This window comes from Ferrigenium sp. UT5 (assembly GCF_045866295.1).
GTDB lineage: Bacteria > Pseudomonadota > Gammaproteobacteria > Burkholderiales > Gallionellaceae > Sideroxyarcus.
This window is the reverse complement of the sequence record NZ_BAAFRY010000032.1, coordinates 1-13086: the sequence shown is the minus strand read 5'-3', so window position 1 is coordinate 13086 and position 13086 is coordinate 1. Positions and strand designations below refer to the sequence as shown.

At 58.2% G+C, this 13086-nt stretch carries 9 protein-coding genes; 5 read left to right on the top strand and 4 right to left on the bottom strand.

Translation table 11 applies throughout. The annotated features are described in order from the left end of the window. Nucleotides 1-139 precede the first annotated feature (139 nt). From aprA to sat, 4 genes are all read right to left on the bottom strand, one after another. The gene (aprA, locus tag ACKTSJ_RS10340) at nt 140-2032 is read right to left on the bottom strand and encodes an adenylyl-sulfate reductase subunit alpha (protein WP_407899958.1); all 1893 of its coding nucleotides are present in this window, start codon (nt 2030-2032) and stop codon (nt 140-142) included. Next, complete coding sequence (gene aprB, locus ACKTSJ_RS10335) at nt 2032-2514, bottom strand: adenylyl-sulfate reductase subunit beta (RefSeq protein ID WP_407899956.1); 483 nt, start codon at nt 2512-2514, stop codon at nt 2032-2034. Before aprB ends, aprA begins: the two co-directional genes overlap by 1 nt. A 43-nt stretch (nt 2515-2557) precedes the next feature. After that, nucleotides 2558-3382 (bottom strand): adenylyl-sulfate reductase, encoded by an 825-nt coding sequence (locus ACKTSJ_RS10330; RefSeq protein ID WP_407899954.1) that lies wholly within the window; start codon nt 3380-3382, stop codon nt 2558-2560. A 143-nt stretch (nt 3383-3525) separates the two neighbouring features. Further along, nucleotides 3526-4740 (bottom strand): sulfate adenylyltransferase, encoded by a 1215-nt coding sequence (gene sat / locus ACKTSJ_RS10325; protein ID WP_407899953.1) that lies wholly within the window; start codon nt 4738-4740, stop codon nt 3526-3528. 240 nt (nt 4741-4980) lie between these two features. On the opposite strand from sat, the gene ACKTSJ_RS10320 reads away from it, so the two are divergent. The 5 genes from ACKTSJ_RS10320 to ACKTSJ_RS10300 all read left to right on the top strand — a co-directional run bounded on the left by ACKTSJ_RS10320 (nt 4981) and on the right by ACKTSJ_RS10300 (nt 12890). Continuing rightward, a complete protein-coding gene (locus ACKTSJ_RS10320) occupies nt 4981-7896 on the top strand; it encodes a molybdopterin oxidoreductase family protein (protein WP_407899951.1) in 2916 nt (971 codons plus the stop codon). Further along, complete coding sequence (locus ACKTSJ_RS10315) at nt 7893-8624, top strand: 4Fe-4S dicluster domain-containing protein (RefSeq protein ID WP_407899949.1); 732 nt, start codon at nt 7893-7895, stop codon at nt 8622-8624. The genes ACKTSJ_RS10320 and ACKTSJ_RS10315 overlap by 4 nt, the downstream gene beginning before the upstream one ends. A gap of 22 nt (nt 8625-8646) precedes the next feature. Then, nucleotides 8647-9618, top strand: a complete 972-nt coding sequence (locus tag ACKTSJ_RS10310; RefSeq protein WP_407899948.1) for a dimethyl sulfoxide reductase anchor subunit family protein — start codon at nt 8647-8649, stop codon at nt 9616-9618. A 13-nt stretch (nt 9619-9631) separates the two neighbouring features. Further along, nucleotides 9632-11416, top strand: coding sequence for a SulP family inorganic anion transporter (locus ACKTSJ_RS10305; RefSeq protein WP_407899946.1), 1785 nt, complete (start codon nt 9632-9634; stop codon nt 11414-11416). A 457-nt stretch (nt 11417-11873) separates the two neighbouring features. After that, nucleotides 11874-12890: a class I SAM-dependent methyltransferase gene (locus ACKTSJ_RS10300; protein WP_407899944.1), complete on the top strand. Its 1017-nt coding sequence runs from the start codon at nt 11874-11876 to the stop codon at nt 12888-12890. Nucleotides 12891-13086 lie beyond the last annotated feature (196 nt).

Below are 13086 nucleotides of genomic sequence, written 5' to 3'. Positions count from 1 at the left end.
AACCGGAATATGGGTAAACTGATTTCAAATCGGCACCAAAATATTTGCGCCACAAACCCACCCGTTATTGACCTTCGTGGCGAGAATGACTAATTTAACCGGACACTACTGAAAACCGGTAAATCAAGCCTGCGTTCGCCTAGTGATGTTCTTCAGCCGGTTTCTTCTCCACGTCGCCCACCAGGTGGTAAAGCGGTGCTTTTTCCATGGTGTACTCGCCGGTCTTGGGATCGCGGCGGGACACGGTCAGCACGTGCCAGTTCTTATCATCCAGCTTCAACTTGTCGCCACGGTAGTAGTAACCCGGCCAGCGCGTCTCATCGCGGAACAGCGTATGGTGGAACACGCTTTCGGAAGTCAGGAAACGATGCTTCAGTTCCCACGCGCGCAGCAGTTCATGGATGTCCGAGGCGGCGACTTTTTCTAGATCTTCCCCCAGAGTCGCCATCTTCTTCAGGCCGATGTTGAGCAGCTTGTCGTTGGTCATGTAGTTGACGCCAAAACCCCCGCAGTACTCGTCCATCAGCTTCTGCAGACGATCCAGCCCCTGTCTTGGGTTGATGAAGTTGGGGTTGACGCTGCCGGCCACCACTTCGTTGCTGTAGACGCGATACGTTTCCAGCGGCTTGTAGATCTGCTTCCGGCGACGATCGATCTGCGCGTCGGAAACACGGATGCCTTCCGCCTTGCCATCGTCGATGTATTTGCAGGCAGCCTTGGCAGCCAGACGACCTTCGGTGAAGGAGCCAGACGAGAAGGCGTGCGGCGTGCCGCCTACCGCATCGCCCGCGCCGAACAGACCTTCGATGGTCGTCATGCGGTTGTAACCCCAGAAGTATTCGGGCGGGGAAAGGTCTTCCGGACCGGAACACCATGCCCCGCATCCGGTGGCATGCGAACCCATGACATAAGGTTCGGAGGTGGTCAGTTCGGGGTTCTCGTACTTGGGATCCACGTCGGTGGCGGCCCACAGCACGGCCTGACCGACGGTCATGCCGAGGAAATTGTGCCAGCCGATCTCTTCCAGATGTGGATCCTGGAAGGCTTCCATGGTAACCATGTGGATCGGACCGCGACCGGCGTTCACCTCGTTGATGATCGCGTGGTTGCGCAAACAGGTCGGGATGGGGCGGTGCGTGCGGTGCGACACTTCCGGATCCAGATATTCCTTGCCCACCATCTTTTGCAGGTCGGGGAACCACTTTGATTCGTACTCTTCACCGTAGGCATTCTGGGTGTAGGTCTTGAGGTGCAGGAAGTAGGCACCGACCGGGCCGTAGCCGTCCTTGAAGCGCGCCAGCACGATGCGGTTCTCCATCTGCGTCATCTTGGCACCGGCTTCGATCATCAGACCGTAGGCGGAACCGGAAGACCACGGCGCGTACCAGACGCGGCCCGCACCTTCGCCGACAGAACGCGGCTTGAAGATGTTGGAAGCGCCACCGGCGCCGCAGATCACAGCTTTGGCCTTGAACACGTGGTAGTTGCCGGTGCGGACGTTGAAACCCACGGCACCGGCGACGCGGTTTGTCTTGGCTTCGTCCATCAGCAGGTGGGTCACGCAGATGCGGTTGAACACCTTGTCCGCCGACTTCTTGGCGGCTGTGGCCACGATGGGCTTGTAGGATTCGCCGTGGATCATGATCTGCCAGCGGCCTTCACGCAGGAACGCACCCGTCTTTTCGTTGCGCATGATGGGCAGGCCCCATTCTTCAAAGTTGTGCACGGTGGAGTCCACATGGCGCGCCATGTCGAAGAGCAGGTCTTCGCGCACCATGCCCATCAGGTCGATGCGCGCATAGCGCACGTGATCTTCCGGATTGTTCTCCCCGAAGCGGGTGCCCATGTAGCAGTTGATCGCATACAGGCCTTGGGCGACCGCGCCGGAACGCATGATGTTCGCCTTCTCGGCGATCACGATTTTCTTGTTCTGGCCCCAGTATCTCGCCTCGAATGCCGCGCCCGTACCGCCCAGACCCGCACCGACAACCAGGATGTCGATGTTGTCTTCGATAATTGTCGAGTAGCTCATCAGTATTGCACTCCCTCTTTGATTTCCAAACCATTGGATTGCAGTGTGTGCAGACCACCGTTGTCCATGCGGATGTATTTCGGTTCACTGAACAGCAGTTGGCTGTCGCGCATCTCCTTGCTGGGTGCGGGCACCTGGGCGAGATCGGGTGTCGCCGAGCCCCAGGGCTTGGTGGTGATGGGGGCCAGCAGTTCCATGTCTTTCTTGCCGTTGCGGAACTTGATTCGCCAGGCGATGGTGCCTTTCTCCTCGTCGCGGATCACGCGTACCGAGTGACCCAGCGGCGCGAAGTCGGCATAGCCGCGTACATCGATCGCCTGATGCGGACAGGCTTTCACGCAGGAGTAGCACTCCCAGCACATGTTCGGTTCGATGTTGTAGGCACGGCGCAGCTTTTTATCAATGTGCATGATGTCGGACGGGCAGATGTCAACGCATTCTCCACACCCATCACAACGCGTCATATATACAAAGGTTGGCATAATTTATTCCTCTATTGTTATAGATAATCGAGTCAATTCGGCATTAATAGTGTTTTGCTCTTTCCGCCTTGATGCACAGCCCCATGTTGGGCGGGTTCTTGCCCATGTACATGGGGACGTCCGGAAATCTGCGCTGCACTTCGGGATCGGTCAAATCGTAGTCCGGCGGCAGGTTCTCGCGCCCACCGTCGGCCATGATGATTTTTTTCTGGTAGGCCGCAGCGGGCTTGAAAAACATGTGCGCGAACTTGGACCAGTACACGCCGCCGAACAGCGCGGTGCTGGACAGGATGAACAGGGCGAAGAGCAGGTTCAGTCCTCCGCCGTTGAACGACCAGAGCAATGCAAAAGTCGAAGTGGCCAGCAGCGAGAGAATGAACAAGTCTGCGCGCTCGAAGCGAAACCAGGGCAGGCCTTCCGCAGAGACATCAACGCGGATGGCAAACCAGAACCAGTATCCGCCCACGGCCAGCATCAGCGCGCCGATATGCCATAGCGAGGGCAACAGGGTGGAGGTGGACTCCGGCGAGAAGATCATGATCGCAGTCGTCACGATAAAGATGATGGTTCCCCACATGGTCAGAAAATGGGAAAGCCGGCGTTGCGGATTGCTGAATTCGCCGGCGGTCATGACTTCGTTCACCAGCACGGAAGTGGCAATCACCACTTTCTCACCGCCGCTCACCGAGCGTTTTGCGCTCTTCTGTGCCTTTTTCGCATTCTCGAAAAAGTACTTGGCGCTTTTCTTGTGCATCATGTCGAGCAGGGTTCCGCCCACGACCAGCAGGACCATGACAACGATATACCCCTGCATCATCGCGGGTGATATCACTTCCGAAAGTGTGACAAAGGGGTTGCTCGTGAACATCAGGCTCTCCTTAACTATTGAGTTACAAAATTTTAATCAATCGCTTGGTCGTCGGGGATACAACAGGCTGCCCCCAAAATTCTTTACCCCGCGAACCTACTACCATTACTGCACAAAATCTTGCCGAACAATAAAGGCGGTTGCTAGCGCGCCGAATGCCCGGTAAGTTTTACTTCCACTTTTTCGTTGTCTGCCAGTCCGGCGTAATACGCGCGCAGCACGGTCAGCACTTCGGGACGACTGAACTCGGCCGGAACATCCGCGCCCTCCGACAGCATCTTTCGCAACTTGGTACCGGAAAGCAACAGACGGTGCTCGTCGCCGTGCGGGCAGGTGCGGGCAGAAGCCATGCCGCCGCACTTGTAGCACCAGAAAGTCCAGTCGATCTTGAGCGGCTGGGTCTCCAGCGCACCTTTGGGGATCTGGTCGAAGATGTGGTGCGCGTCAAACGGCCCGTAGTAACTGCCGACGCCGGCATGGTCGCGCCCGACGATGAGATGCGAGCAGCCGTAGTTCTGGCGGAACAGGGCGTGCAGCAAGGCTTCGCGCGGTCCGGCATAGCGCATGTCTAGCGGGTAACCGGCCTGGGCGATGGTCTTGGGCACGAAGTAGTGTTTGGTCAACTCGATGATGGCGTGGGTGCGCACCTCGGCCGGAATGTCGCCCGGCTTCAAATTCCCGAGCAAGGAGTGAATCAGCACGCCGTCGCACACTTCGATGGCAACCTTAGCCAGATATTCGTGCGAGCGGTGCATCGGGTTGCGTGTCTGGAATGCGGCGACCTTGCTCCAGCCGAGTTCGTCGAACAGCGCGCGGGTTTCTTTGGGCGTCATGAACAACGGGCCGTATTTCTGCGGGAAGCCGCCCTGCGACAACACCTTGACCGGGCCGGCGAGGTTCACTTCGCCCTGTTCCATCACCATCTTGACCCCCGGATGTTCGAGGTCGGTCGTGCCGAACACGGTGGCGCATTCATGCGCCTTGTCGATCGAGTATTTCTCGGTGACCATCATCGTGGCCAGGATGCTCTGGTCATCGGGATCGACCAGCGTGATCTCGCTGCCGGTGGGGATTGCGTCTGCTGCGGATTTGTCGGTGGAGAGGGTGATGGGGATGGGCCAGAACAGGCCATTGGTCAGGGTCATGCCGTCGCAGACGCCTTGCCAGTCGGCATGGGTCATGAAACCCTCGAGCGGGGTGAAGCCGCCGATGCCGAGCATGATGAGATCGCCTTTTTCGCGCGAACTGACTGCCACCATGGGGAAAGAGTGCGCCCGCTTGGTTTCCGCAATCAACTCTTCACCAGTGAGCAACAACGGCTTGAGGCTGCCGCCCCCATGGGGGTTGACCAATGCCATACGATCTCCTCGATAAAAACCACGTTTTGACTATGGCGTGCACACTAGAACAAGAGGCTGGCCCACGCGATACCCCTCATGGGTTGAAGGGCGTCCCCCCTAACGGGTTATGCGGTGCTCCCTCATCACGGCTATGGCAGCAGCGGCGCGGGATACGCATACTTGCGCCGTAAAATTCCGAGTAGTTTGGTCGGATTGCAGCGTGTCCATAAAACGATAACCAACCCTAAACTGCCGCTCATGTCATCGACCCCATTGCACGATCCGCTGGCGCCACCGGTCGCGGATGCCACCACCGAAATCAGAACCACCACCTGTTACATGTGTGCCTGCCGCTGCGGCATTCGCGTCCATCTGCGCAACGGCGAGATACGCTATATCGACGGCAACCCGGATCATCCGCTGAACGGCGGTGTGATCTGTGCCAAGGGGTCTTCCGGCATCATGAAGCAGTATTCGCCGGCGCGCCTGACCAAACCGCTGCGGCGCAAGCAGGGCAGCGAACGCGGCGCGGGCGAGTTCGAGGAAATCAGCTGGGAAGAAACCTTTTCCATCCTCACGGAGCGACTGGGCAAGTTGCGCGCGACCGATCCGAAGAAGTTCGCGCTGTTCACCGGACGCGACCAGATGCAGGCGCTGACCGGCATGTTCGCGCGCCAGTTCGGCACGCCCAACTACGCGGCGCACGGCGGTTTTTGCTCGGTCAATATGGCGGCCGGCATGATCTACACCATCGGCGGCTCGTTCTGGGAATTCGGCGGCCCCGATCTGGAACGCGCAAAATTGTTCATCATGATCGGCACGGCGGAAGACCATCACTCCAATCCGATGAAAGTGTCGCTGGCCAAATTCAAGCGCGAAGGCGGTCGTTTCATCTCCATCAATCCGGTGCGCACCGGCTACTCCGCCATCGCCGACGAGTGGGTGCCGATCCGTCCCGGCACCGATGGCGCGCTGCTGCTTGCCATCATCCACGAGATCATCAAACTGGGCCTGTACGACCGCGAGTTCCTCGTGCGCTATACCAACTCCGGGCAACTGGTGAACCTGGATGCCGAACACGACGAGTTCGGCATGTTCGTGCGCACCGAAGTGCCGGAGGAAGAGGGGTGTTATGACCCGCAGAACAAGCTGTGGTGGGACCGCAATACCGATCGGCCGGTCGTGACCCACACCGAAGGCGCCGATCCCTTTTTGCGCGGCGAATTCAAGTTGTCCGACGGTACGCCGGTCAAGCCTGCCTTCCATCTGTTGCAGGATCGCGTCGAGGAATACACGCCGGAGTGGGCCGAAGGCATCACCGGCATTCCCGCTGCAACCATCCGCCGTCTGGCGCACGAGATGGGGATCACCGCGCGCGACCAGAAGATCGAGTTGCCCATCGCCTGGACCGATAGCTGGGGCAAGGAACACGACACGGTCACCGGCAACCCGGTGGCGTTCCATGCCATGCGCGGGCTGGCCGCACACTCCAACGGCTTTCACACCATCCGCGCGTTGTCCATCCTGATGACCTTGCTGGGCACCATCGACCGTCCCGGCGGCTTTCGCCACAAGACGCCGTTCCCGCGCCCCATCCCGCCTTGCGCGCGCCCCCCGAACGACCCGCGCGCAGTGCAGCCGAATACGCCGCTGGACGGCATGCCACTGGGCTGGCCGACCGATCCGGACGACCTGTTCGTGGACCAGGAAGGCAATCCGGTGCGGCTGGACAAGGCGTTTTCCTGGGAATATCCGCTGGCCGCCCACGGCCTGATGCATAACGTCATCACCAACGCCTGGCGCGGCGATCCGCACAAGATCGACACGCTGCTGCTGTTCATGGCCAACATGGCGTGGAACTCCAGCATGAACACCAGCGAAGTGCGCAAGATGCTCACCGACAAGGAAGAGGGCGGCGAATACAAGATTCCGTTCATCGTGGTGTGCGACGCCTTCCATTCCGAGACCACCGCGTTCGCCGACCTGGTCTTGCCCGACACCACCTACCTTGAACGTTACGACGTGATGTCCATGCTGGACCGTCCGATCTCGGAATTCGACGGCCCGGTGGATTCGGTGCGCATCCCGGTGATGCCGCCGACCGGCGAATGCAAACCGTTCCAGGAAGTCTTGATCGAGCTCGGGACGCGCCTGAAGCTGCCCGCGTTCGTGACCCAGGACGGCAAGCGGAAATATCGCGACTATCCCGATTTCATCGTCAACTGGGAGACTGCGCCCGGTTCCGGCATCGGCTTCCTTTCCGGCTGGCGCGGCAAGGGCGGCGAGAAGAACATGAAGGGCGAGCCGAATCCGAACCAATGGGAGATGTACGCCAAGAACAACTGTGTGCACCATGAAGTGCTGCCGCGTTCCTATCAGTACATGCGCAACTGGAACCAGGGTTATCTGGAATGGTCGCAGCGCAACGGCATCACGCGGTACGCCGAACCGATCCTGATCCATCTGTATTCCGAGGTGCTGCAGAAGTTCCGCCTCGCCGCACAGGGCAAGAGCATCTCGCGCAAGCCGCCGAAAAATCTGGCGAAACGGGTCGAGACCTATTTTGACCCCTTGCCGTTCTACTACGAGCCGCTGGAAACGCAGGCCATCGACAAGCGCAAATACCCGCTCTCGGCGGTGACCCAGCGCCCGATGGCGATGTATCACTCCTGGGACTCGCAAAATGCCTGGCTGCGCCAGATCCACGCGCACAACTATCTATATGTCAACGCGCAGACTGCGAAGAACACCGGCGTCAATGACGGCGACTGGATCTGGTGCGAGTCGCAATGGGGCAAGGTGCGCTGCATGGCGCGCTACAGCGAAGCGGTCGAACCGGGCACGGTGTGGACCTGGAACGCCATCGGCAAGGCCGCCGGAGCGTGGAATCTGACCCCGCAGGCGAACGAATCGCAACAGGGCTTTTTGCTCAACCACGTCATTTCGGAAGAACTGCCGCAACAATCCGACGGCGCGCGCTATTCCAACTCCGACCCGATCACCGGGCAGGCGGCCTGGTATGACGTGCGGGTGCGCATCTACAAGGCGGCGGAGGGCGAACCCGCGCAGACCTCGCCGCAATTCGCGCCAATGAATAAATATCCTGGCATGAAAGAACGCCCAGACTGGCTGGCCTATTTTGGTGGCGGGAAAAAGAAAGGCGGTGCGAAATGACCCAGCTCGCGCTCGTGATCGACTTGAACGTATGCGTCGGCTGCAGTGCCTGCGTGACCAGCTGCAAGGAATGGAACACCTCCGGCTCGGCTGGCCCCCTGTGCGACGAAAATCCCTACGACCTGAACCCGAGCGGCACGTTCTTCAACCGCGTGCAGACTTACGAGATCGGCACATTCCCGAATAGCGAAACCCTGCACTTTCCCAAGTCGTGCCTGCATTGCGAGGATCCTCCCTGTGTGCCGGTGTGCCCGACAGGCGCTTCCTACAAGCGCAAGGAAGACGGCATCGTGCTGGTGGATTACGACAAGTGCATCGGCTGCAAGTACTGTTCCTGGGCGTGCCCGTACGGTGCGCGCGAGTTCGACGAGCAGCAGAAGGTGATGAAGAAATGCACGCTGTGCGTGGACCGCATCTACGACATGTCCATGCCCGAGGCGGATCGCAAGCCGTCCTGCGTCAAGGCCTGTCCGACCAGCGCGCGTTTGTTTGGCGACATCCACGATCCGGAATCGGCGGTATCACAGGCGATCCGCGAGGACGGCGGTTATGCGCTGATGCCGGAGTGGGGGACGCATCCGTCCAACCACTATCTGCCGCGACGCAAGACCAAGGTCAGGATTCACGAGGATGAACTGGAGCGCGCGGACAATCCGCTCAAGCTGGATCATCAGTTGCCCAAGCCGGACAAGGATCAATCCACCATGGATGACGTGTCTGCCTGGTAACCCGAACTAAACGCGAGACATTATGAAGCCTGCATTTTCAGTAATTTTTCTGACCACCCTGATCGGTGCGGGGCAAGGCTTGTTCCTTGCCCTGTTCACCCATCAGTCCTATGCCTTGTTTGGCCTGTTGCCCATGCAGTCGGACAACTTCTACGGCTACGGCGGCGCCATCGTCCTGTTGCTGCTGTGCGGTGGACTGGTCGCCTCTTTCTTCCACCTTGGGCGCCCCGAGCGCGCCTGGCGGGCGGCCAGCCAGTGGCGTACCTCCTGGTTGTCGCGTGAAGTGATCGTGTTGCCTGCCTTTATGGGGGTAACTTTTTTGTTCAGTGCATCACATCTGTTCGGCATCCGCCCGGAGATTGTGACTTTGCCCGGTGGTTTCGTGATTGATCTGTCACTTCTGCTTGGTGTCGCGGGAACCTTGCTGGCATTCTCCCTGTTCGTGTGCACCGCGATGATTTATGCCTGTCTGCGTTTCCTGCGCGAATGGCATTCGCCGCTGACGGTCATCAATTACATTCTGATGGGGGGCGCTTCCGGTTTTGTTCTGGCCGCGTTCTATGCGACTTATGCCGCCCCGACGGAAACCGATTTCTTCGCCGGTTGGGCGATCATCATCACCCTGTTGGCGCTGGTGGGTCGTCTGGCTTCGTTGCTGCGCAATGCGCGGCTTAAACCAACCTCCACCATCCAGACCGCGATTGGCGTCAAGCACCCGCAAATCACCCAGCGTTCGATGGGGGCGATGGGCGGCACGTTCAATACGCGCGATTTCTTCCACGGCAAAAGTGCGGCGTTCCTGCGCGCGGTCAAGCCGGCCTTTTTGCTGCTGGCCTTCGTGCTGCCGTTGGCCTTGCTGGCGATCGGCCTGACCAGCCCCATGGTCCTGGGTTTTGCCTTTATACTGCAACACCTCGGACTGCTGGCCGAGCGCTGGTTCTTCTTCGCGCAGGCCAACCATCCGCAGAACCTGTATTACCAGACCATAGGCTGAACGAAACTTCGAGATGACTGAGCCTACACGCAAATACTGGCTGTACCATCTGTTCCCTTTCATGCAGTGGAAGCACATGGTGGACAAAACGTCCACCCGTGCCGACCTGGTCGCTGGCATCACCGGAGCGTTAATTGTATTGCCGCAGGGAGTGGCGTTCGCCACCATCGCCGGCATGCCGCCGGAATACGGCTTGTATGCGGCGATGATCCCGGCCATCATCGCTGCGCTGTTCGGATCGAGCTGGCACCTGGTCTCGGGGCCGACCACGGCCATCTCCATCGCCGTGTTCGCTGCCATGAGTCCGCTGGCCGATCCCGGTTCGCCCGAGTTCATCAGCATGGTGCTGACGCTGACCTTCCTCACCGGGCTGTTCCAGTTGATCCTTGGCGTTGCGCGCATGGGCGTGCTGGTCAACTTCATCTCGCACACGGTTGTCATCGGTTTCACCGCGGGTGCCGCGCTGCTCATCGCGGCCAGCCAGGTGAAGAACTTCTTCGGCATCGCCATCGAGCGTGGCGCACCCTTTCATGTTGTGTTCGAACGATTCGTCGAACAGTTCGGCAACATCAATCCTTGGGTCACGCTGGTCGGTGCAGTCACGCTGGCTTCGGGTATTCTGGCCAAGCGCTATATCCCCAAGCTGCCCTACATGATCGTGGCGATGGTGGTCGGTAGCGTGGTAGCCTGGCTGGTCAATCTGCAGATCGGTTTGGATACCACGCAGATCAAGACCGTGGGCGCGTTGCCTGCGCACCTGCCGCCGCTGTCGCTGCCGGACTTTTCCTACGAGACGATCCACAAGGTGCTATTCCCCGCGCTGATTGTGACCATGCTGGCGCTGACCGAGGCGGTCTCCATCTCGCGCGCCATCGCGGTGAAATCCGAGCAGCGCATCGACGGCAACCAGGAGTTCATCGGCCAGGGACTGTCCAACCTGGTCGGCAGCTTCTTCTCCAGTTACGCATCGTGCGGCTCGTTCAACCGCAGCGGCGTCAATTACGCCGCCGGGGCGAAGACACCGCTGGCGACGGTGTACGCATCGATCTTCCTGATGCTGGTGCTGCTGCTGGTCGCGCCGCTGGCTTCCTACCTGCCGACGGCGGCGATGGCGGGCATCCTGTTCCTGGTCGCTTGGGGTCTGATCGATTTTCATCACATCAGCAGTATCAGCAAGACCAGCCGTTCCGAAACGGTGGTGCTGTGGGTGACGCTGCTGGGCACGCTGGTTGACCTGGAGAAGGGGATATTCTTCGGCATTCTGCTCTCGCTCGCCATCTACCTGTTACGCGTCTCGCGCCCGAACATGGTGCAGGTGGTGCCGGCCAAGGATGAGGGCGCCTATCACTTCGTAGAGGCAGGAGATCATCCGCAATGTCCGCAATTGAGTATGGTGCGCCTCAACGGCGCGATCTTCTTCGGCGCGGTGGATCATGTGCAGAACAGCCTGATGAAGATCGACGAGATCGAGCCACAGAAGAAATCCGTGCTCGTCGTCGCGCGCGGCATCAGCTTCATCGACGTAGCCGGAGCCGAGATGCTGGCGCAGGAAGCGCGCCGCCGCCGCAAGATGGGCGGCGGATTGTATTTCTACCGCTGCAAGGAAGACATTTACCAGTTCCTGCGCAAGTCGAACAAGCTCGACGACATCGGTGAGGCTAATTTCTTCCCGACCATGGCGAACTGGGTCAAACCGGTGTATGACGAGCTTGATACGGAGATCTGCCGCAATTGCACGGTACGCATTTTCTCCGAGTGCCATGTCAATTTACCAAGCGGTGAACCGAGGACGAATTGAATAACCATCTCGCACGTTCCCTGCCTTTCCTACCCCGGGGGACGCTGAACGGTGCGAACGTCGGCCGCTCTGGTGGTGACGGTTTTTGCCTTTCTGCCCTCGTTCCTGTTCATTCTGATCGGCGGGCCGCTTGTGGATGAGCTTGCCCCTGTTTTTCGAGTACCGTCTCCACCAGCTTCGCCAGCCCGTCCTTCCCATTCAAAAGACTTGGCAGTAATTCCGAACATACGCTAATCTCATATCCAGCCATCGCCTCTTCTCCTTCGGTTGTTGATCGTCTCGTTAACGTTAATTTACCGAATCGAAGCGGTGGCTGCCCACCAATCTATTTACAGCAGTTTAAGGGCTCAATCGAAACCTAACCCTGCGCTCAAGCGGGACATGCCCAAAGCGGCGCGCCCTTTAGCTACGTTGGCGCGCGCCATCTACCATCATTTACCGTAGGAGAAAGCAAGTAATGGCACAGCACAGTACAGCACAGCGAGAATCCTTCTCGAGTCCATGCAATCTTTGCGGCAGTACTGAGATTTCAGTTCTTGCAAACCGTAGTCGAAGCGGAGCATCGCTCAGAGCAGTGATTTGTGCGAAATGCGGCCTCGTGTGGTCTGACCCACTACCACATAACCCGCGTGATTTCTATGAAGACGACTATCGTGTCAGCTACAAGGGAACCTATGCGCCCAAGCCAAAGCATATATTGCGTGCTGGGAATATTGCGTTGTCGCGCCACCTGAAAATAGAACAATTGCTTTCAAAGCCGCTGGCTATTCTTGATGTCGGGTCTGGTGGAGGTGAATTCTCTTATTTGCTTCAAACCCTCGGTCATGATGTGAAAGGAATCGAACCCAACAAGGGCTATGCCGAATATTCAATTCTTGAATACGGCCTTAATGTTCAGGTCGGCTTTATCCAAGATGCCATGCTGCAAGAAGCCAGCTTTGATCTAATCACGATTTGGCATGTCTTGGAACATACTGACGACCCTTTCGCGGTCCTTGTAAAACTGCACACCTTACTGAAAGAACAAGGCATTCTTGTCATAGAGGTTCCGAATATTGAGGCGACATGTCAATCACCGAAGAGTACTTTCCACGAAGCTCACTTATTCAATTTTAATATTGCCACTCTTCAGAGACTTGCAGAGAAAGCCGGTTTCACCAAGATGAGCCATATTGTCTCCGCAGACGGTGGAAACATTACGCTCTTTGTTCAAAAGAAACTAAAGATCGGCGACGATAGGAGTGAGCTTGCCATTCCAGGAAACTTAAACAGAATTACAAAAATTGTCAGCGGCCACACCCCGTTGAAACATTACATGACGGCCCACCCCTATGCCAGATTGTTGCGTCGCGTCCGTCAATTACTCGTGGAAAAACGCGGGATCAAAGGCTTTGCAGGCGGCAAGCAGTTGCTTGACCGACTCTATTCGCACATCCGCAATCCGCGCTCTAACATTTCGGACGTTAGACATTAGCGGAAGGAGCGTGAGCGAAACGCTAGCGATAGCATGACCTTACCCCCGAAAAACGTATTTCTTAACTGGGGATTGAATCGCCCCGGGATTGAGTCCTTAAACTGCTGTAAATAATTTGGTGGGCAGCCACCGCTTCGATTCGGTAAATTAACGTTAACGAGACGATCAACAACCGAAGGAGAAGAAGCGATGGCTG